General features: G+C 39.8%; 21 protein-coding genes and 3 tRNA genes. 13 read left to right on the forward strand and 11 right to left on the reverse strand.

Annotated features, from left to right (window positions below; genetic code table 11):
- Nucleotides 1–20 precede the first annotated feature (20 nt).
- From DK207_RS11115 to DK207_RS11140, 6 genes are all read right to left on the reverse strand, one after another.
- Entirely contained in the window at nucleotides 21–557 is a 537-nt protein-coding gene (locus DK207_RS11115; protein WP_109441230.1) for a DUF3237 domain-containing protein, read from the reverse strand.
- A 57-nt stretch (nucleotides 558–614) separates the two neighbouring features.
- A complete protein-coding gene (locus tag DK207_RS11120) occupies nucleotides 615–1865 on the reverse strand; it encodes an OprD family porin (RefSeq protein ID WP_213066239.1) in 1251 nt (416 codons plus the stop codon).
- Nucleotides 1866–1947: 82 nt separating this feature from the next.
- A complete protein-coding gene (locus DK207_RS11125; protein WP_109441231.1) occupies nucleotides 1948–3087 on the reverse strand; it encodes an acyl-CoA dehydrogenase family protein in 1140 nt (379 codons plus the stop codon).
- 75 nt (nucleotides 3088–3162) lie between these two features.
- The gene (locus DK207_RS11130; RefSeq protein WP_171293672.1) at nucleotides 3163–5049 is read right to left on the reverse strand and encodes a feruloyl-CoA synthase; all 1887 of its coding nucleotides are present in this window, start codon (nucleotides 5047–5049) and stop codon (nucleotides 3163–3165) included.
- Between the two features lie 81 nt (nucleotides 5050–5130).
- Nucleotides 5131–6582 carry an aldehyde dehydrogenase gene (locus DK207_RS11135; RefSeq protein WP_109441233.1) on the reverse strand — a complete coding sequence of 484 codons (1452 nt, stop codon included), beginning with the start codon at nucleotides 6580–6582 and terminating at the stop codon, nucleotides 5131–5133.
- Nucleotides 6583–6619: 37 nt separating this feature from the next.
- Nucleotides 6620–7459 carry a p-hydroxycinnamoyl CoA hydratase/lyase gene (locus DK207_RS11140; RefSeq protein ID WP_171293673.1) on the reverse strand — a complete coding sequence of 280 codons (840 nt, stop codon included), beginning with the start codon at nucleotides 7457–7459 and terminating at the stop codon, nucleotides 6620–6622.
- A gap of 261 nt (nucleotides 7460–7720) precedes the next feature.
- Between DK207_RS11140 and mhpT the strand changes: the two genes are divergently transcribed.
- The 5 genes from mhpT to DK207_RS11165 all read left to right on the forward strand — a co-directional run bounded on the left by mhpT (nucleotide 7721) and on the right by DK207_RS11165 (nucleotide 11385).
- Complete coding sequence (gene mhpT, locus DK207_RS11145) at nucleotides 7721–8953, forward strand: 3-(3-hydroxy-phenyl)propionate transporter MhpT (protein WP_109441235.1); 1233 nt, start codon at nucleotides 7721–7723, stop codon at nucleotides 8951–8953.
- 74 nt (nucleotides 8954–9027) lie between these two features.
- The gene (locus DK207_RS11150) at nucleotides 9028–9486 is read left to right on the forward strand and encodes a MarR family winged helix-turn-helix transcriptional regulator (protein ID WP_109441236.1); all 459 of its coding nucleotides are present in this window, start codon (nucleotides 9028–9030) and stop codon (nucleotides 9484–9486) included.
- 150 nt (nucleotides 9487–9636) lie between these two features.
- Entirely contained in the window at nucleotides 9637–10044 is a 408-nt protein-coding gene (locus DK207_RS11155) for a J517_1871 family lipoprotein (protein ID WP_416224675.1), read from the forward strand.
- Nucleotides 10045–10114: 70 nt separating this feature from the next.
- The gene (locus DK207_RS11160) at nucleotides 10115–10732 is read left to right on the forward strand and encodes a MarC family protein (RefSeq protein ID WP_109441238.1); all 618 of its coding nucleotides are present in this window, start codon (nucleotides 10115–10117) and stop codon (nucleotides 10730–10732) included.
- Nucleotides 10733–10869: 137 nt separating this feature from the next.
- Nucleotides 10870–11385: an acyl-CoA thioesterase gene (locus DK207_RS11165; protein WP_109441239.1), complete on the forward strand. Its 516-nt coding sequence runs from the start codon at nucleotides 10870–10872 to the stop codon at nucleotides 11383–11385.
- 123 nt (nucleotides 11386–11508) lie between these two features.
- Here the strand turns inward: DK207_RS11165 and DK207_RS15840 are convergent, their stop codons facing one another.
- On the reverse strand, nucleotides 11509–11685 hold the full coding sequence (locus tag DK207_RS15840; protein ID WP_171293674.1) for a hypothetical protein: 177 nt from the start codon (nucleotides 11683–11685) through the stop codon (nucleotides 11509–11511).
- A 471-nt stretch (nucleotides 11686–12156) separates the two neighbouring features.
- Here DK207_RS15840 and DK207_RS11170 point away from each other — a divergent pair, with 471 nt between their 5' ends.
- From DK207_RS11170 to DK207_RS11185, 4 genes are all read left to right on the forward strand, one after another.
- Nucleotides 12157–13164: a CobW family GTP-binding protein gene (locus DK207_RS11170; protein WP_109441240.1), complete on the forward strand. Its 1008-nt coding sequence runs from the start codon at nucleotides 12157–12159 to the stop codon at nucleotides 13162–13164.
- A 69-nt stretch (nucleotides 13165–13233) separates the two neighbouring features.
- Nucleotides 13234–13764, forward strand: a complete 531-nt coding sequence (locus DK207_RS11175; RefSeq protein ID WP_109441241.1) for a YaeQ family protein — start codon at nucleotides 13234–13236, stop codon at nucleotides 13762–13764.
- Between the two features lie 36 nt (nucleotides 13765–13800).
- The gene (locus DK207_RS11180) at nucleotides 13801–14142 is read left to right on the forward strand and encodes an FKBP-type peptidyl-prolyl cis-trans isomerase (RefSeq protein ID WP_109441242.1); all 342 of its coding nucleotides are present in this window, start codon (nucleotides 13801–13803) and stop codon (nucleotides 14140–14142) included.
- A gap of 386 nt (nucleotides 14143–14528) precedes the next feature.
- On the forward strand, nucleotides 14529–14924 hold the full coding sequence (locus DK207_RS11185) for a hypothetical protein (RefSeq protein ID WP_109441287.1): 396 nt from the start codon (nucleotides 14529–14531) through the stop codon (nucleotides 14922–14924).
- A 66-nt stretch (nucleotides 14925–14990) separates the two neighbouring features.
- Here the strand turns inward: DK207_RS11185 and DK207_RS11190 are convergent.
- Nucleotides 14991–15076: transfer RNA gene (locus tag DK207_RS11190), tRNA-Leu, on the reverse strand.
- 198 nt (nucleotides 15077–15274) lie between these two features.
- Between DK207_RS11190 and DK207_RS11195 the strand changes: the two genes are divergently transcribed.
- Complete coding sequence (locus tag DK207_RS11195) at nucleotides 15275–17035, forward strand: alkaline phosphatase D family protein (protein ID WP_109441243.1); 1761 nt, start codon at nucleotides 15275–15277, stop codon at nucleotides 17033–17035.
- 123 nt (nucleotides 17036–17158) lie between these two features.
- Here the strand turns inward: DK207_RS11195 and DK207_RS11200 are convergent.
- Nucleotides 17159–17244: transfer RNA gene (locus tag DK207_RS11200), tRNA-Leu, on the reverse strand.
- Between the two features lie 8 nt (nucleotides 17245–17252).
- Nucleotides 17253–17326 (reverse strand) — tRNA-Cys (locus tag DK207_RS11205).
- A 152-nt stretch (nucleotides 17327–17478) separates the two neighbouring features.
- Between DK207_RS11205 and folD the strand changes: the two genes are divergently transcribed.
- The 3 genes from folD to DK207_RS11220 all read left to right on the forward strand — a co-directional run bounded on the left by folD (nucleotide 17479) and on the right by DK207_RS11220 (nucleotide 19457).
- A complete protein-coding gene (gene folD, locus DK207_RS11210) occupies nucleotides 17479–18327 on the forward strand; it encodes a bifunctional methylenetetrahydrofolate dehydrogenase/methenyltetrahydrofolate cyclohydrolase FolD (RefSeq protein ID WP_005081710.1) in 849 nt (282 codons plus the stop codon).
- 50 nt (nucleotides 18328–18377) lie between these two features.
- Entirely contained in the window at nucleotides 18378–19046 is a 669-nt protein-coding gene (locus tag DK207_RS11215; protein ID WP_005081711.1) for a class I SAM-dependent methyltransferase, read from the forward strand.
- Nucleotides 19047–19172: 126 nt separating this feature from the next.
- Entirely contained in the window at nucleotides 19173–19457 is a 285-nt protein-coding gene (locus DK207_RS11220) for a GNAT family N-acetyltransferase (protein WP_109441244.1), read from the forward strand.
- Nucleotides 19458–19513: 56 nt separating this feature from the next.
- Here the strand turns inward: DK207_RS11220 and DK207_RS11225 are convergent, their stop codons facing one another.
- On the reverse strand, nucleotides 19514–19936 hold the full coding sequence (locus tag DK207_RS11225) for a hypothetical protein (protein WP_004638300.1): 423 nt from the start codon (nucleotides 19934–19936) through the stop codon (nucleotides 19514–19516).
- Nucleotides 19937–19945: the final 9 nt, after the last annotated feature.

Consider the following 19945-nt stretch of genomic DNA (forward strand, 5'->3'; position numbering starts at 1 on the left):
GTATTAAGGTTTAAAAATTATTATTTCAGGGCATAGGCATCATAAATAACCGCTTTGCCCAAGCGCATTGCACTACCTACCGCAACGGTCTGGGTAAGCCATGAATATTTTGGTGAGCTGGTTTCAAATTGCATGGTAATTTTGAAATAGTAATTTTTCGGGTCAACATCTTTGCCTTGAGCAAGCTGTTTTAATGTTTCTGCCGAACCATGTCGGTATCCTTTGGTTTGAAGATAAATGAGCGCACCGTCATCTGTTTCTAGCAAATATCGCGTATCAATAATGGCGAGTCCTTTACTGTCGACAATTTGCCAATCTGCGCCATTTTTTAAAATGCGGCCCTTTAGTGATTTCCCCTCGAATGTCCCACCTGTAATCGGAATAATTCGGCGTTTACCTGCGTCACTGGTTGAGCCTAATTCCCAAACGGGTGCATTCAGATCAACACTAAATTTTGCTAAAGGTTCAAGCTGGATAGGGGGCGGGCTATATTGTGTCTCGGCATGAGTCAAGGCAATCAGACTAAATCCGCAGAGTAGCGTTACAACTTTCTTCATGATGAATTATCCTCAATAAAAAGAGGTTCTATGCATGACAGAACCTCTGGTTTTGAATTATTTAAACTTCCATGTGTAATCAATGTTGAAACGGGTTTCATTTGAAGGTTTGATGTTGGCAGTAGAAAGCATATTGTTGTCATAAATGGCGTAGCGCGCGCGAAGCCCTAAATTTTTTAACCAGCCACTTTGAACGGTGTAACCTAAATCAAAGTCTGTTTCGCGTTCTTTTAGATTGGTTCCACCTAAGTTGGGCGCATAAATATTGTGACCAGTGGTGTAACGGGTCATAAAACGTAAGCCCGGAACATAATCTTTAAAGTCATATTCATAGCGGAAGCTGTAGACTTTCTCTTTCGGATTTAAAAACTCTCCTGGCCATGTATCGATAAGTAGTCCAGTTTCTCCCCCCGTCAAATATGGAAAGGCGGTGTCGCCGTGATGTTGAAAGCTTCCAACAATAAATTTGTGGTTTTGATGTTTGAGTTCGAAATACGCATGATAAAGATCATTATCAACTAAACCTGCTTTTGCCTGTCCATCATCGCGGCTACGGTAATAACGTAATTGTGAACTCAGATGGGTGGTGTCATTAATTTTGAATTGATGGGAAGCGCCAAACATCACTTGGTTGTAAAGATCGTCAACATCCATATAGAACGCTGTGAGTTTGAAGGCGGGATTAAATTGATAATTTCCCCCTAAATAATATAGACCATCAGTTTCAGCACTTTTAAATCGTCCATTTACCCCTGAAATTTTCATTTTTTCATGATTGGTGGAATCACGATGATTGACCCGATTGATATAAGCCGCTTGTAAATCAAAATCTTGAAGATCCTTTGATTCAATTGAGAGACCACGGTAGGTCTGTGGTAATAAACGGGCAGGTGAGGCAACCAGAACAGGATTCATCGGTCTTAAGGTACCGACTTTAAGTTCTGTTTGGCTCATTTTCGCTTTTGCTGTGACACCAATTTGGCCGTAAGAGTCAGCGGGTTCATTGGTGACCGTATTTCTAAGTAAATTACCTGTACCTGCATGTTCTGCATCGGCATCGAGTTTGAAACCTGCTGTTGCAAGAATATCTAGCCCAAAACCAATGGCCCCCTCGGTGTAGCCCGAGTTTGCTTTGAGAATAAAGCCTTGTGTCCAATCTTTCGCGGCAGGATATTTTGACTCTTCTTGATAGTCACGATCGAAATAAAAGTTTCGTGCAGTCAGTTCTACTGAACTGTTATCAATAAAATTGCCCGCATAGACTGAACTGGTGAGCATTAAGGTAGAGTAGATCCATAATTTCGACATGGTATTTCTTCCTGAAACTAGTATTATTGTTTTCAAACAAGGCTTGATTATTCTGTCTGCCTTGTTCAGCTTTTAAATCGAATTATTTTCCGAGTAGTTCACGGGCAACGATTTCTTTCATAATCTCGTTGGTTCCTCCATAAATTTTTTGTACCCGCGCATCCACAAAAAAGCGTGAAATCGGATATTCCTGCATATAACCGTAGCCACCAAAGAGCTGAAGTAATTGATCAATCACGTCACATTGGACGTCTGTGATAAAGCATTTCAATGCGGCAACTTGGGTCACATTTAACTGGTGTTGTTGATACAGTGCGGCGCATTGGTCTACAAAAGCTTGGGCAGCTTTTGCTTTTATTTGCGCTTTTGCGAGCACAAAGCGCGTGTTTTGCATTTGACTTAAAGGTTGTCCAAAAGCTTTACGCTCCAGTACATAGTCTTTGGTGAGGTCGATGGCGCCTAAAATTGACCCCAAAGCCATCATAGAAATGCTCAAACGTTCACGAGGTAACTCTTGCATTAAATAAGCAAAACCTTGTCCTTCTTCACCTAAACGTTGACTTGCAGGCACATAAACATCATCAAAAAACAGTTCGGCTGTATCTTGGGCATGCAGTCCAATTTTTTGTAAAGAGCGACCTTTTTTAACGCCGTCTAAAGCAGCATCGACTAAAAAAATCGAAATGCCTTTTGCTTTGGCTTGAGGATCAGTTTTCGCTACCAGAACGATCAGGTCAGCATGCAATCCATTTGAAATAAAGGTTTTTGAACCATTCACACGATAATGATCATTTTCTAAAATGGCTTGGGTACGTATCGCTTGTAGATCTGAACCCGCATTCGCTTCTGTCATGGCAATTGCAGTGACGATTTCACCTGTCACCATTTTCGGTAGCCAATAAAGTTTTTGTTCTTCGGACCCAATATTTTGCAGATAAGGAGAAACCAGCTCATTTTGCCCACCAATGGCAACCGCCAAAGATGCAAAGCCAGCTTGAGCAGTTTCTTGAACCAGCATGAGGGAGTAATGAACAGGAGCGCCGTAGCCGCCATATTCTTCAGGCACATCGACGCACAAAAAGCCATTTTCCCCAAGACGAAGCCATAGATCACGTGGGATAAGGCCATCGTGTTCCCACTGTTCATAATACGGAGCAACCTGTTCTTTTAAGAACCTGCGATAGCTGTCCCGAAAGAGTTCAAATTCTGTATCGTGTGGCATGTTGAACCTTTTTTTAGGCAAAAGTGAGGCTAAGGCCCAAACCGAAGTTTGAGCTTCCTTTTTTATTTCAATTGCTTATTGCTTTAAGGTGGGTACCCGAATAATCAGCGGGTTATCAGTTTGCTTTTGATAAAGCTCATCAATTAAAGCTGCACGACGCTTGGTAATATTGCTTTGATTGAGGTTGCCTTTATCGGTCACTTCGCCTGCATCAAGTTGAGGTGGCTCGGTCATTAAATAAAGCATGGAGACGGTATTTGAACTGCCAGTCGCATCTTTATTAAAGGTGGTTAAAAATTGGCGGAACCATTGCTGGACTTTTGGGTGTTGTAATATCTCTGTTGCAGAATGTTCATCAAGCTTAAGACCTGCATAATGAGCACACGCTTCTAATTTTGGAAAAATCAGAAAACCAACCGCATTTAGGTTCGAACCTGTTATACAAACATCTTGAACCAATAAATTACCTTGGATGAGCACTTTATTGCGTAGTGTGCCGACATTGACAAAAGTACCTGTATTGAGTTTAAAGTCTTCGGCAATTCGTCCATCGTACATCAAGCCTTTGGTCGGGTCATTGATATCGACTAATCGAACGGCGTCGCCAGTATGGAAAAAGCCTTCCTCATCAAAAATAGTACTTTGTTGGTCTGCTTTTAAGCGCCAATAGCCTTTCATGACATGTTTGCCACGAACACAGAACTCAAGTTTGTCACCACATGGCACCAGCTTAATTTCACAACCTGGAGCAGGGTAGCCAATAAAGCCGGCCATCACGCGTGGGCCAGTGGTAAAAGCACAAGAAGGAGCAGTTTCAGTCATGCCCAGTCCGCTCATGATGCGAATTTTTTCTCCGCAATGTTGCTGAGCAATTTTATCGAGTCTATTCCAGCCCGCTTCAGAAAGCGCTGCACCCGCAAAGAATAAAATTTTGACTTCAGCAAAAAAGCGCTCTCTTAATTCTTCATCTTTTTCTAATGCTTCGGTGAGTTCTTCCCAACCTTTTGGCACATTTAAATAAACGGTTGGAGAAATTTCCTTGAGATTACGAATGGTTTCGTCAAATTTTCCGGCAACGGGTTTGCCATCATCAATGTAAATGGTACCGCCGTTATAGAGTGCGATGCCGACATTATGACTGCCGCCAAAAGTATGGTGCCAAGACAGCCAGTCGAGTAGGACAGGTGGGGTTTCTTCAAACTCAGGGAAAGTCTGCAATAGCATTTGCTGATTAACGCACAACATTAAATGCGTGGTCGGCACAGCTTTAGGGAGTTTGGTTGAACCCGAGGTAAATAGAAATTTGGCAATCTGGTTTTCATCAATAGTCTGATAAAACGCTTGAACATTTGAAACAGGCGTATCTAACAACGACTGAAAAGATGTGCAGATCTGATCGCCTACAATGCCTTTATTGGTCACCACTTCAATATCAGGCGTAATACATGCCTGAATCGCTTTGGCAAAAGCTTGTCCATCGCTGGCATAAACCATACCAGGTGTGAGCACTTCAAACACATGTTTGAGTTTGCCAAAGTCTTGAGAAATCAGAGAGTAGGCTGGTGAAATTGCCGAAAAAGGCACACCCGCCAGCATAGCACCCATAGAGAGTGTTAAATGTTCGAGGTCATTACCACTTAAAATGACGAGTGGTCTTTCTTGACTTAAATTACGTTCATATAAAGCCTGAGCAATGTGCCATGCACGTTGTAAAACCTCTGCATAACTCAGTTTGACCCATTCACCTTGAGCATTTCGTTTTGCCGCAAAAATATGGTCTGGTTTGGTTTGGGCAAAATGAATTAACCGATCTGTGAGTTTTTGTGGATACGGTTTTAATTGCTCTTTTGGACTGATATAGAGCATGTCATCTTTATGCTGATAATGAATATCATGTTGCCCTAATTTTACGAACCGTTCGCGGTCTTGTGATTGAGTGGCATTCATTTGCATTTCTTTCACTCCATGGCAAGCGCATCACTGCGCTATATTTTTTGCATCATGCAATTTTTATTTAATATGTCGTTTTCCGCATTAGTCCGATTAAATCGGGTAATGACGTGATTGGGTTTGAATAGTAATCCAGCGTAAGTCGGTAAACTCAGCAATAGAGGCTTTACTACCGAATCGTCCATAACCACTCGATTTTGTTCCGCCAAATGGCATTTGAGCTTCGTCATGTACGGTCGCGCCGTTAATATGACAAATACCCGAATCAATCTGTTGAGCGACTTCTAATGCCTGTGAAATATTTTGGCTAAACACTGCCGAAGACAGACCAAACTCGCTGTCATTTGCCAGTGCTACGCCTTCTTCAATACTGGAAAAACGTTGAACTGTGCATACTGGTCCAAATGATTCTTCGCGGTAAAGCAACATGTCAGGTTTAATATTGAGCACCAACGTCGGTTGCATGGTGGTGTCTTCAATATGAATACCTAAAGGTAAATCGGCACCTTTGTTTTGAGCATCTTCCAGCAAATGCTGAATACGGTTCGCAGCGCGGCGACTTTCCAAAACACCCAGTACATTGTCTTTTGAGGTTGGATTACCTGCTCGAATAGAGCGGGTTTTCTCAATCAGTTTTTCAATAAATTGGTCGGCAATATTGTCTTGAACCAAAACACGTTCGGTCGACATACAAATTTGCCCTTGATTAAAGAATGCTCCAAAAGCAACTGCATTTACGGCTTCATTAATGTCAGCTTCATTTAAAACCACGACAGGCGCCTTACCACCCAATTCAAGTAAAACAGGTTTTAAATATTTAGCAGCAGTCTCTGCAATAATTTTTCCGACTTTGGTTGAACCGGTAAAATTAATGCGTTTCACGGCTGGGTGAGATACTAAGCGTTCTACTATTTGTGGTGCATCTTCGGCAGCATGCGTAATCACATTGACCACGCCTTCACCCAAACCTGCTTCATGTAACACTTCACCAATCAAACGTTGGGTTGCTGGACAAGCCTCCGATGCTTTTAATACAACTGTGTTACCACAAGCCAGCGGCATGGCAAGCGCACGGGTTGCCAAAATGATTGGGGCGTTCCACGGTGCAATGCCAACAATGACACCGCAAGGAACCCGCATACCCATCGCAAGATTGCCCGGCACATCGGACGGAATCAGGCTTCCGTCCATTTGTGTGGTCATGGCTGCTGCTTCACGTAACATATTGGCAGCAAGATGAACGTTAAACCCATACCATGTGGCAGTAGAACCTGTTTCTTGCATTCCGATTTGAATGAATTGTTCGGTCTTTTGATCCATTAAGTCGGCTGCTTTTAATAAGCGTAAACGGCGTTCAGTAGGCGAGAGTTTCGACCAAACCGTAAACGCTTGTTGCGCCGAATCGATTGCACGATCAACATCTTCCAATGTTGCAGCAGCAGCTTGAGTTGCCACCGATCCATCAATTGGGCTAATACGCTCAAAAGTTGCCTGATTTGATGCATCAACAGATTGACCGTGAATAAGTAACTGTACATTTTGCATGGGTTGCGTCCTTACATTGCCATTAAAGAATCAAAAGTTAACCAGTACGCTTATAGCTCTGTAAACCCGGTTTAATTGATTTTTCATCTAAAAATTGTTTCAGACCCTGTTGGCGACCATTTTCTGTATCACGATGAATACATTGATCGAGCTTGGCATATAAGTAATCTTCGTTTTGATCCCAAGTCAGTTCACGACAACGCTTAAAGCCATTTTTAGCGGTTCGAAGTACCACAGGGTTTTTCTCAAGTAAGCAATTTGCAAGCTCGGTAACTTCGGCTTTTAACTCAGCAAGAGGGACGCTTTTATTCACTAATCCCATCGTTTCAGCTTCTTTACCACTAAAGGTTTTACCCGTCATGATGTAGTACAAAGATGCACGATGACCTACGGTATCGGCCATTGCTTTGCTGACAAGGTTGCCCGGTGGAATACCCCAGTTGATTTCAGATAAACCGAAGGTCGCCTCATCTGCTGCAATCGCAAGATCACAAGCGACTAAAGGTGAGAAACCGCCTCCAAAGCACCAGCCGTTAACCATGGCAATGGTTGGTTTTGAATACATGCGAAGAAGTTGCCACTGCCAACGACATGAGTCACGGCGAATACGTTCTTGGAAAATCTCAGGTTGAGTATCAACTTCACGGAAATATTCCTTCAAATCCATACCCGCTGTCCAAGAGTCTCCAGCACCTGTTAGAACTACGACTTTGGCATTTTGATCCAGTTCTAGGGTTTCAAGTACATCAATCATTTCGCGGTTGAGAGTTGGGCTCATGGCATTCTTTTTTTCTGGGCGATTAAACATAACCCATGCAATTCCATTTTCAATATTAACTTCTACGGTTTCCCAACGATTTTCATATGTCATGGTCATACTCCTTGAAGTGACGTTTTTGTGTTCTGTGATTTAATTTAATATCAGTTTAACTTACATTCAAGTCTTTTTTGATATTTTGATAATATATTTTTTAATCTTATGAATTTTATAATTATTTTATTTTTTAACTATTTTTAATTGAAACAAATTAAAAAATATATTGCATTTTTGATAAGTTTAACTGATATTTTTAGAGTGTTTAATAAACAATACACAAAAAGGGCTGAATGGATAGATTGGTCGAAAAAGGACAAGGTAATGGAAAAAGTATTTGGACAGTCGGGCAGTGCAAAATTAACTTTACTGCTCTGTTTTGCAATCGCAATTTTTGAAGGTTTTGACCTTCAATCAATGGGTGTCGCCGCACCACGTATGCGGGCGGAATTTATGTTAGACAATGCTCAAATGGCTTGGGCATTTAGTGCTGCAATTCTTGGAACACTTCCTGGTGCAATTTTGGGTGGTCGATTAGCAGATATTGTAGGTAGAAAAAAAATTCTGATCTTAAGCATTTTATTATTTGGAATTATGTCGTTACTCACAGCTTTTGCGGCTGATTATAACTTACTGTTGTTGATTCGCTTTTTAACTGGTTTGGGAATGGGTGGTGCGTTACCTATTATGATTACCATGGCATCTGAGGCTGTGTCAGATCAATATAAGGGAACAGCAGTCAGTGTGATGTATAGTGGTATTCCGTTTGGAGGTTTGCTCACTTCGGTTGTGGCAATGTTATTGGCAGGGGATAGTGAATGGCGGCATATTTTCTATATTGGCGGCATTGCTCCCATTCTATTGATTCCTTTAATTATTAAATATTTGCCAGAATCAAGTGATTATTTAAAGCGTAAAACACAACATCAAACAGCCATTCCATTTTTTGAGGTTTTATTTGCAAAAGAACGTCGTATGTCCACGATTCAAATTTGGATCAGTTTCTTTTGTACCCTCGTCGTTTTGTATTTCCTGCTGAATTGGTTGCCATTGTTGATGGGCGCACAAGGCTTGTCAAAATTCGAAGCCAATTATGTTCAAATGGGCTATAACATCGGAGGAATCTTTGGGTCAATTTTAATAGGCATGATGCTCGATAAACTACGCATGAGCTTTGTGATTAAATTAATCTATACTGGAATTTTACTCTCATTATGCTGTTTATCTATTTCCCCAACAGTTGCTTTACTTGTCCTGTCGGCAATAGGATGCGGTCTATTTATTGTGGGTGGACAATCTGCACTATATGGTTTGGCTGCAATGTACTATCCGACTGAAATGCGGGGTACAGGAGTTGGTTCAGCCGTTGCGATTGGCCGTATAGGCTCATTTGCAGGCCCTTTGATGGCGGGTTTTCTGTTATCGCTTGGACAAAGTTCAACGATCGTGATTGGCGCGAGTATCCCTGTTATTCTAATCGCTGCAATTTCTGCTTTGTTACTTGTCAAGAAGCCTAAACAGCCTGTACATTTAGTACAAAGCCCAAGTGCTCAATAAGTTGCAATTTTAATAAAGTATGAGGCTGTGGCTTCATACTTTTTCTATTTTTATGATGAATGAAATGATGAGTTATGGCACGTTCAAATGTAGTTCCAACAACAATTCAAGATGAACCTAGACTAAGCTATATGATCGCACGTGTAGATCGTATTATTAGTAAACATTTAACAGAGCAATTAAAACCATTGGATATTAGCCTGCCTCAATTCACAGCATTGTCTGTTTTGGCATCGAAGCGTAATTTATCTAATGCTAAACTGGCTGAGCGTTCACTAATCAAACCCCAATCAGCAAATAAAATTCTTCAGGATTTATTTAGTCATGGCTGGGTCGAGAAAACGCCAGACCCGACTCATGGGCGCCGTATTTTGGTGACATTGACGGAGAGTGGTTTAAAAAAATTGCATGATTGTAATATCGTCGTTGAAAAAATCGAACAGAAAATGCTACAAGGCATTGATATTAACTTGGCCTATTTGATTCGAAATAATTTAGAGCAGATGGTGACCAATTTAAAAATAGATGAATAAGAAATCTATATTTGAATAGCCCCTAAATTGCATTGCAAGAAGAGTTACATATCCCATACTTGGTGTATACATACCCTACAATTTATAGCGCTTTCAGCTGTGGGAAAATAATTGTAATTCTTTGCTTTTTTATGATTTTGGGTGTCGATAGTGAAATATATTCTTTTATCGAGTGTGTTGTTTTTCGGGCTGGGCGGTTGTACTTCGATGAGCACAATGTCACCTGAGCAATTTAACCAACTGGCCACTTCACAACTCCCATTTTCTGGCAATTGGTCAGGTCAAGTCGAAGACGCTTCTGCTGTATTACATTTAAATCGTGAAGGTCATGGCAAACTTTGTATTGATAACAGCAAAGAAGTTCTGTCTTACCGAGTGAAGTTCGTCAATGATGAGCTTTATAGTGATCAGGGCCTAAAGTTTGGTGTAAAGTCGATCAATGCTGCTCAAGCCAATTTGCATATGCGTATGCTGGGGCTAGGTGTATCATTTGATTTAAATAAAGATGATGCATTAAACCATGCAACACCGAGTTGCAAGTCCTTTATAAATTCCTAAATAATTTAATTTTTATTAAGCTGTCTAAATCTAAAATCATTTAACCTTTGCTGCCAATAAAGAGAGATTTATGTTTTCTGCACACGTTCATGCATTTGCTTTATTTTTCTCACTGTTAAATCCTTTCCTGATGAGTGTCTATATGGTGGGGATGATTCGCAATACAGATGCTAAGGTATTTAACAAAGCATTGATCCAAGGTAGCGTTATTGCCTTGGCTGTATTTATCCTATTTGCCTGGGGTGGGGAAAGCATTTTTAGTCGTTATTTAAATGTTCGTTTTGAATCATTCCAAATATTTGGCGGTTTAATCTTCTTGGTTATTGGCTATCGTTATGTATTTCAAGGTGCAGAGACAATCGGCGAAATGCGAGGCGCTCCTGAGCATCTTGCTGGAACCATTGCCATGCCATTTATGATTGGTCCTGGAACGATTAGTGCTGCTGTGGTTACAGGGGTGACAGTGCCTTTCATTAGTGCGGTTGCTGTGATTACACTGACTTTATTCCTGACCTGTAGTATTTTGATTTTAATGAAATATGGGCATGATCATTTACGATATAAACATGCCAAACACATTGACCGCTATTTTGATATTGTTGGTCGCTTATCTGCATTGTTGATTGGAACCATTGCGGTAGATATGATTGTCAATGGTGTCACAGGTCTAATCCAGTCAGCACCCTAAAAATTAAGAACAATTAAAACATCGATTCTACGGATTAAATTGAGAGACTAAACCAATGAAATTTAGTCTCTCTTTCTACTTATTATGGCGCATAATATTCAATAAGAAAGAACGCTTTATTTTGTGAGTCCATGTCTATGAATCCATTAGACCAAATGAATCAAATCCCTGATGATCAATCAGAACTCACGATGTCGGTATTGATGACACCTGACATGGCAAACTTTTCAGGCAATGTGCATGGTGGCGCGATTCTAAAGTTATTGGATCAAGTGGCTTATGCATGTGCAAGTCGTTATTCGGGAAGTTATGTCGTTACGCTATCAGTAGATAAGGTAAATTTTAAAGAACCTATTTATGTGGGTGAGTTAGTCACATTTTTAGCCAGTATTAACCATGTAGGGCGCACTTCCATGGAAGTTGGAATACGGGTGGAAGCGCAAAATATTCAAAATCGTACTATTCGACATACCAACACCTGCTATTTCACAATGGTTGCGGTAGATGAAGAGCGTAAGCCAAAGCAAGTTCCGCCTTTAAACTTAAACACGGATTGGAAACGCTGCCGTTTTGAAGCCGCTGAGCAACGCAAAGAAATGCGTTTGCAAGAAGTCCATCAGCCTTCATGTAGTATTTTTAAATCTTCTTCTTAAAATCACATGCATAAAAAAGATCGAACCGCAGCATGGTTCGATCTTTTTGTATTTATTATGAAATACGGTCAAATCATAATAAATCGATTTAGAAGCAGAGGTAAGCTTTAAATCTATACGGTATTAGTTTGCAACTGGTTCTGAAGCTGGAGCAGTTTCGCTTGATGCATCAGTAGTTGGTTGTTCTTGAGTAGAAACAACTACACGCTCGTCAGTTTGCGCTTCGTCAGCAGTTGCAGCGAAAGTTGTAGCCGCAGCAAGTGTAAGTGTCGTCGCAAGAAGAGTTTTGATAAGTTTCATTGTTGGCATCCTTAATTTCAGTTTCATTAAAAAACAGTCTGATTTGTAGATCGACCACAAATCTAGACATGTGCTCCATGCTATGTGCCAAATTCGATTGCGGCAATGTTCTTAACAATCTATTACGCTGATCTTAACAATTTGCAAAGTTACTCATCTTTATGTACTTACTCTGTAAAGCCTAAGCAAATAATTTAGGGCTAAAATGTATGAAAATATGTTTTTTTGGATAAAAAATAAACTAACTATTTACGTAGATTAAACATTAATGCCGAGTTCATAAAATTAACTTAATTGGTTAATTCATTTATATCTGAATTTTAAATAAGGATATTAGATTAGTGATGTGATTTATATCACTTTATTTTTTATTAATGTGGTTGTTTTTAAATTTTATAATTTTGAGAGGAAAATTTTATTTCTACAATTTTCCGCATTACAATGCCCTAAATTCTTGTTCCTGAGTATGTCGTGAAAATTATTGCGCGTAAAGCGGTTCCAACTCATATTATTTCCGGCTTTTTAGGAGCGGGTAAGACCACTTTATTACAGCATTTATTGACCCAAAAACCAAAAAATGAGGTTTGGGCAATTCTCATGAACGAATTTGGGCAAATTGGTGTTGATCAACAACTGATCACACAGCAGCCAGGTTATGCAGTCAAGGAATTATTAGGTGGCTGCTTGTGTTGCAGTAGTCAGTTGCCTATGCAGATCGCTTTATCTCGATTACTGAGTGAAAGTAAACCAGATCGACTATTTATTGAGCCGACGGGATTAGGGCATCCCACGCAACTTTTGGAACAACTCACTGAGCCGCACTGGCACAGTAGCTTGGATATGCGTGCGCTGGTGGTTGTAGTAGATGGTAGCCGTTTACATGATGAATCATGGGTTCAACAGCATCTGTATACTGATCAATTAAAAGCAGCTCAGGTCCTTGTACTTTCACACCCAGACACTATGATTGCTGACGATCAGCAGGCTTACATTCAATTAAAACAAGAATATCAGACTTATGTGCAAACTTGGATAGAAGCTGAAAATGGGCAGGTTTCACTTTTACAGCTTGATTTGCCTTTACGCCCCGTGCAGCGGACAATTCAACCTTTGTTGCGTCAGCAAATGACACAGCAAAATGAAGGAGTAACGCAAGAAATCAAACAGCTCCCTTATCATTATGTTGAAACAGCTCAAGGTTATACGATAGCTGGATGGAAACTGCCGAAAAGATGGCAATTCAAGTTTTATGATGTGTTAGATCTATTATGTACACAACAGGATTGGATACGAATCAAAGCAATTTTTTATACCGATCAGGGCTGGAAAAGTTTTAATTTTAATCCTGAGCAATTCAATTATAAATCTACAGAGCAAAGTATTGATAATCGAATAGAAGTGATCATTCAGGATTCAACGCAACATGATTGGTTATTATTTGAAACACAGTTGTTGGCTTGTCGAGTAGATGACGCATAATCAATATGAATCTCCGCATTTGTTGAACAAAATAGAGTATGCTTAGCGCCAAATTTGAGGACATGATTCATGGCGCTAAAAGCAACGATATATAAGGCAGATCTTAATATTGCCAATATGGATGATCACATTTACGCGGATTATCAATTAACACTTGCTCAACATCCTTCAGAAACTATTGAGCGCTTAATGGTACGTATCCTGGCGTATGCTCGTTATGCTGATGAGCAATTAGAATTTACCAAAGACCTATTTGAGACGGATGAACCTGCTTTGTGGCAAAAGGATCTGACAGGTTTATTAGAAAAATGGATTGAAGTAGGTTGTCCTTCTGAAGATAAAGTGAAAAAAGCAAGCGCACGATGTAAACGTGTTGCTATTGTGACCTATGGAAGCCAAGCACAAGATTGGTGGCAAAAAAACACCAAAATCAAGTCATTGACCAATGTTGAAGTTTGGCAATTGGCCCCACAAACCAGCGAAGCATTGGAACAATTGTGTGAAAGAACCATGCAATTACAACTCAATATCATGGATGGGGAGTGGACTTTGTTAAGTGACAAAGGACAGATCGATATCCAATGGCAACAGTTACAATAATCTTCGATAGTATCTATTTCGTTTGGAGAGATAAAAATGAGCGCAGAATTACAAATTATTGATTTGAAAGTCGGTGAAGGTAAGGAGGCTGTTAAACGCGCATTAATTACCACGCATTACACAGGATGGTTGGAAGATGGAACACAGTTCGATTCTTCGCTTGATCGTGGAAATTACTTTGAAACAGTGATTGGTACAGGACGTGTAATCAAAGGCTGGGATCAAGGCATTATGGGCATGCGTGTAGGAGGAAAACGAAAATTGATCGTTCCTGCACATCTTGCGTATGGTGAGCGCAAGATGGGAAAAATTATCCCAGCAAACTCAAATCTAATCTTTGAAATTGAGCTTTTTGATGTGAAAACTCGCGACGAATAGCTTAACGACAAATGGATTGATATAACGTGATTTAGTTGAATAGATTGCTAAATCACGTTAAAAATCATAAATATAAATTTAAAAAATGTATGCTCATTATCTTTATACAAGATCATGATTTTAAATAATTTTTCATTTATCTGATTTTTATCACAGTCTAAGAAAAAAAGATTGATTCTATAAAATTGGCTATATATCTTTGAGATTAAAGAGCAAATTTTTAAATGATAACAACTTACCTCAAATAAACAGTTCCGATCTTCAGAAACTTGCTCATAAAGTTGCGATCAGAGGTTAAAAACACAAACTCTGAAAGTGATTTAGATTATAAAAATGCTGTATTAAGCCAACAAGCAATAAAAAATTTTGAATGGGTAGAACAATATATGAATGATTATTTAGATATCACGGCATCTGAGTTATTGAGAGAATTACATCACTTCTTCTTGATTGATACTTATGATGGCGCTGAAACAGGTTTTTGGGTAAATGAAAAAGCATTAATTGATAAACATTACTGGCTTGATGGCGAGCATAAAGTCGAGATTGTCAGAGAGCAAAGTGCAACCCATTTACACGCTCAACATAGTTATCGAATTACTTTATTGAATCAGGATGAGGGCGATATTGTTTTATTAAACTATGATGGGGTCAATAAAAAGGTACTTACTTTTCGACGTGGTGAGTGGGTGAACCGTATGTATAAATATTTTTATCAAAAAGAACGCTACTATTTACAGCAACTTACTGAACATCCAAATTTTCAAGTCATTGATTACTAAATATCAGACATAAAAAAACCAGCTTACGCTGGAATTTTATTGCACCAAACTTCAGTAGTTGAAGGATGGTGCCCGAGGCCAGACTCGAACTGGCACGCTTTGTGGGCGGGGGATTTTAAATCCCCTGTGTCTACCGATTTCACCACTCGGGCATGTGCGCAATAATAGAGGACACTTTAAAACTTAGCAAGTGTAAAACCGATTGTTTGCTTTCTTTTCAATCAATTCATGTGTTTATCGGATAAAGCTAGGCTCACTTTCATCATTTATTCATCAAATTGAGATCAAAACTTCATATCAAGGACTTAATTTTAGCTATTTGTAGTGATAAAAACTAAGGTAGCTATCCAATGACAGCAAAAATTTCACGACGGGAACTGATTCAAAAAAGTTTATTTGGTTTTGGGGCTTTATCTTTATCCGCCAGTTTAACTGGATGTAATAACAGTTCGGATAAAGAAAGCAATTCGCTGAAAGTCAGTTTTGATCATGGCGTTGCAAGTGGTGATCCATTGCAGGACCGTGTCATTTTATGGACTCGATTAACGCCGAATGATGCGAGTGCACGTTTACAAGTGACTTGGCAGATTGCATTAGATCAACAATTTAAACAAATCATCAAAACCGATAAAGTCATCACCACAGCATCGGATGACTTTACGATTAAAGTCGATGCCACGGGTTTGAAAGCAGACCAACGCTATTTTTATCGCTTTATCTTTGGAGATAAGATTTCTCCAATTGGGCAAACCAAGACTTTAGCGGCAAATACATCAAAAGTCAGCTTTGCAGTGTGTTCTTGTTCGAATTATCCAGCAGGCTATTTTTATGTTTATCGTGAGATAGCAAAGCAAAACGTCGATGTGGTTATTCATCTTGGTGATTATATTTATGAATATGGCGAAGGTGAATATGCTTCAGAAGATGCTGTTAAATTAGGGCGAACCTTAGCTGCTGACAATAATCAGGAAATTATCAAATTAGATGATTATCGCAAACGCTATGCTCTATATCGTCAGGATCCAGACCTACAAGCAGTTCATCAACGCCATCCATTCATCGTGGTTTGGGATGACCATGAGTTAGCGAATGATACATGGAAAGATGGTGCAGAGAATCATCAAGAAAATGAAGGTTCATTCTTAGAACGTAAATTAGCAGCCTTACAAGCCTATTTTGAATGGATGCCAATTCGTCCAATTGATGATCAGAAAATTAAGATTTATCGTCAGTTTGATTTTGGTCATTTAGTGCAACTTAGCATGTTGGATACCCGGATCATTGCGCGTGATGAACAGTTGGATTATGCAAATTACATGACAGCTTCAGGATTGGATGCCGCAAAATTTCAAGCCGATTTGACTGATCGCAATCGTACTTTAATGGGATACGATCAACGAGACTGGTTGCTCGGAAAACTTCAGCAATCCACTGCAACATGGAATGTATTAGGCCAACAGATTTTAATGAGCAAAATGCAGATTCCTGCTGAGTTGTTATTTTCTTTGGCTGAGATTACTTCTGGTCAGCCAAGTGCCGATACATTAACCAAAATGCAAGCACAGATTACAGAACTGGTCATGTTAAAGATGCGTTTAAAACAAGGTGATCCAAGCCTTACTGAACAAGAGAAAGCTCGTGTGCTTACCGTTGCTCCTTACAATCTAGATGCATGGGATGGCTATTTTGTTGAGCGTGAAATGCTGTATGGCACTTTGGCGCAATTAAAAAAGAAAATTGTTGTCTTAGCAGGGGATACCCACAATGCTTGGTCATCTAACTTATATAGTAAAGATGGTGCTTTTGTTGGTGTTGAGCTTGCAACCAGTTCGGTATCTTCACCGGGAATGGAGAAATATCTCAATATTCCAACTGATCAACTACAACAATTTGAATTTGCATTTACGACTTTGATCGATGAGCTGAACTATTGTAATTTAAACCAGCGCGGTTATTTGATGGTTGAGTTTAATGACACACAAATTCACTCGGAATGGATTTTCGTTGATTCAATTAAAAAATCAGAATATCAGCTTGATACAGCTAGACACTATCAGTTGGATCTAGATTTGGATTTATTGCCGATTCAAACGAATCAACAAGTCGCATAATCATTTGACTCGAAAAGCCAAGGCGTTGCACTTGGCTTTTGTTTTTTGATTTATTAAATTTCAGGCATAAAAAAACCAGCTTACGCTGGGTTTTTATTGCACCAAACTTCAGTAGTTGAAGGATGGTGCCCGAGGCCAGACTCGAACTGGCACGCTTTGTGGGCGGGGGATTTTAAATCCCCTGTGTCTACCGATTTCACCACTCGGGCTTTACCAATGGAGGCGGAGGTCGGAATCGAACCGGCGTACACGGAGTTGCAGTCCGCTGCATGACCACTCTGCCACCCCGCCATCTCTTGGTGATGCACATATTAGCAATCTTTAGAAAAAAAACAATAGTGTTTATAGCGAATATGCACATAAAAACAACATCTAAAAGAATATTGCTCAAATTATCATGTATTATTTACGCTATTGATTGATACCCACTTTGGAGATGCGCTGTGGCATTGGTTTTAGACGGTCGTGCATTGGCAACACAAATCGAAGCTGATTTGTTAGTACGTGTAGAAGCATTAAAAGCAAAATCGGGACGTACCCCAATTTTGGCAACAATCTTGGTTGGTGATGATGGTGCATCTGCAACTTATGTACGTATGAAAGGTAATGCTTGCCGCCGTGTTGGAATGGATTCACTAAAAGTAGAGCTTCCAAAAGAAACCACCACAGAACAATTATTAGCTGAAATTGAAAAATTAAATGCAAATCCTGATGTACACGGTATTTTGCTTCAACATCCTGTTCCAGAACAAATTGATGAAAGAGCATGTTTCGATGCAATTTCATTAGAAAAAGATGTCGACGGTGTAACCTGTTTAGGTTTTGGTCGTATGGCGATGGGTGAGTCTGCTTATGGTTCAGCAACGCCAGCAGGTATCATGACGATTTTGCAAGAAAACAAGATTGAAATCGCAGGTAAACATGCGGTTGTTGTTGGTCGTTCAGCGATTTTAGGTAAACCAATGGCAATGATGCTATTACAAGCCAATGCTACCGTGACGATTTGTCATTCACGTACTCAAAACCTTCCTGAGCTGGTGAAGCAAGCTGATATTATTGTGGGTGCAGTCGGTAAGGCTGAATTAATTCAGAAAGACTGGATTAAACAAGGCGCGGTTGTGGTCGATGCTGGTTTCCATCCACGTGAAGGCGGTGGCGTAGGTGATATTCAATTAGTCGGTATTGAAGAAGTTGCATCAGCTTATACACCGGTTCCTGGTGGTGTAGGTCCAATGACGATTACCACATTGATTCGCCAAACAGTAGAAGCTGCTGAAAAGGCTTTAGGTTAATATTTTAACCCCTCTAATATAGAGGGGTTTTTTTCAAGAATTAAAGAATGATGAGCTGTACATTTCAATTTGCGAAAGCGCCTGAGCAATTGCTAAAAGCACTACATGAAGTTATTCCAAATACTGATTTATTGGCTCAACAACTGCCAGAAACTCCAATTTCCTTATGGTTGATTCCACCTGTATTTCCTACTGATCGCTTAGACGATGAGGTTATTCGACGGATTTGGAATGAAACACCGTATTGGATTTTTTGTTGGGCATCGGGTTTGGCGATGGCGCAATGGTTATTGGCAGAACCCCATCACGTCAAAGATAAAGTGGTGTTAGATTTTGGGGCAGGCTCAGGTGTTGTTGCAATTGCGGCAAAGATGGCAGGCGCAAAACGAGTTATTTGCTGTGACATTGATCAAGTGAGCTTAGCGTCATGTCGTGAAAATGCATTACTGAATAATGTCGAACTTGAATATTTAGATGATTTGTATAAATCTGAACAAGTCGATGTTTTGCTTGCAGCTGATGTGCTCTATGATCAGTGTAACCGATTTTTTTTAGATGAGTTTTTGAAGTTTGCGCCTGAAGTCTGGGTTGCAGATAGTCGAGTGAAAAACTTTAGCCATCCACATTATATTAAGTTGGATGAGCGGAGTGCGACAACGTGGCCTGATTTAGATGAAGCCAAAGAGTTCAGAAATGTAAGCTTTTATCGAACTAAGTGATTGGCTCTACTTGATTTAAAATATCAAAACTCAACACAATCCTATGGTATAGCATGTTAAAACATGTAGTGATTTAGGTGATCTTATAATTACACCAAATCAAACAAAATAGAGCAGGAGAGTGGGATGGATATTCAGCAAACAGATGATGGCAAGCATGGTGTTTTTAAACTATTGGATGGTGAGGTGATCGCTGGCGAGATGGCTTATACATGGGCCGGCGAAGAAATGCTTATTATTGACCATACCGATGTGAATGAGAATTTCAGAGGACAAGGTGTTGGTCGTCAACTCCTTGATGCATTAGTTGAGTTTGTGCGTCAGCGTCAGGTCAAAGTTATTCCGCTGTGTCCTTTTGCAAAATCTGTATTTGATAAAGATCCATCTATTCGTGATGTATTAAAAGCATAAGTAAAATAGGATGTATTTAGTTCTGATCTATATACATCCAGTTTCTGATGAGTTAATTATGAGCAGGTATAGCGAACAACAGTTAGCGTTGTTGGTTTAGCTTCAAGTGCCTGACGAGTTGCATAGCCAGTCGTATTATTAAAATCTGGTGAGTTCGATAGACCAAAAGTTGCGCGACTGTTACCGAGCTGAACACCATATTGTTCTTGCTTGGTTGGGTTCATGATTTCATTGGTACTGAGAATGTTTAATTTATAATTTCTCTCTGCACCGAGCACTTGTTTACAGGCATGTTGGAGTTTTTTCTCATCTAGATTTGCATTGCCACGGGCAGAAAGTGTATATGCAATTGTTGCGGAAGTTGCTGTTTTACTTTCAATTTGATAACCCTTTTCACCATTATATTGATGTGAAGTGCTCTGACACGCAGTAATTAAAAGTGTACCGCCCACAATAAAAAGTAAATTGGTTTTTTTCATTTCAATCGT

It is taken from the genome of Acinetobacter haemolyticus (genome assembly GCF_900406815.1).
Classification (GTDB): domain Bacteria; phylum Pseudomonadota; class Gammaproteobacteria; order Pseudomonadales; family Moraxellaceae; genus Acinetobacter; species Acinetobacter haemolyticus_A.

Bases quoted from the DNA above. Each gene is read 5' to 3' on its own strand.
- DK207_RS11115 (WP_109441230.1), bottom strand. From the start codon at position 557: ATGAAGAAAGTTGTAACGCTACTCTGCGGATTTAGTCTGATTGCCTTG.
- DK207_RS11120 (WP_213066239.1), bottom strand. From the start codon at position 1,865: ATGTCGAAATTATGGATCTACTCTACCTTAATGCTCACCAGTTCAGTC.
- DK207_RS11125 (WP_109441231.1), bottom strand. From the start codon at position 3,087: ATGCCACACGATACAGAATTTGAACTCTTTCGGGACAGCTATCGCAGG.
- DK207_RS11135 (WP_109441233.1), bottom strand. From the start codon at position 6,582: ATGCAAAATGTACAGTTACTTATTCACGGTCAATCTGTTGATGCATCA.
- DK207_RS11140 (WP_171293673.1), bottom strand. From the start codon at position 7,459: ATGACCATGACATATGAAAATCGTTGGGAAACCGTAGAAGTTAATATT.
- mhpT (WP_109441235.1), top strand. From the start codon at position 7,721: ATGGAAAAAGTATTTGGACAGTCGGGCAGTGCAAAATTAACTTTACTG.
- DK207_RS11150 (WP_109441236.1), top strand. From the start codon at position 9,028: ATGGCACGTTCAAATGTAGTTCCAACAACAATTCAAGATGAACCTAGA.
- DK207_RS11160 (WP_109441238.1), top strand. From the start codon at position 10,115: ATGTTTTCTGCACACGTTCATGCATTTGCTTTATTTTTCTCACTGTTA.
- DK207_RS11165 (WP_109441239.1), top strand. From the start codon at position 10,870: ATGAATCCATTAGACCAAATGAATCAAATCCCTGATGATCAATCAGAA.
- DK207_RS15840 (WP_171293674.1), bottom strand. From the start codon at position 11,685: ATGAAACTTATCAAAACTCTTCTTGCGACGACACTTACACTTGCTGCG.
- DK207_RS11175 (WP_109441241.1), top strand. From the start codon at position 13,234: ATGGCGCTAAAAGCAACGATATATAAGGCAGATCTTAATATTGCCAAT.
- DK207_RS11180 (WP_109441242.1), top strand. From the start codon at position 13,801: ATGAGCGCAGAATTACAAATTATTGATTTGAAAGTCGGTGAAGGTAAG.
- DK207_RS11185 (WP_109441287.1), top strand. From the start codon at position 14,529: ATGAATGATTATTTAGATATCACGGCATCTGAGTTATTGAGAGAATTA.
- DK207_RS11195 (WP_109441243.1), top strand. From the start codon at position 15,275: ATGACAGCAAAAATTTCACGACGGGAACTGATTCAAAAAAGTTTATTT.
- DK207_RS11215 (WP_005081711.1), top strand. From the start codon at position 18,378: ATGAGCTGTACATTTCAATTTGCGAAAGCGCCTGAGCAATTGCTAAAA.
- DK207_RS11220 (WP_109441244.1), top strand. From the start codon at position 19,173: ATGGATATTCAGCAAACAGATGATGGCAAGCATGGTGTTTTTAAACTA.
- DK207_RS11225 (WP_004638300.1), bottom strand. From the start codon at position 19,936: ATGAAAAAAACCAATTTACTTTTTATTGTGGGCGGTACACTTTTAATT.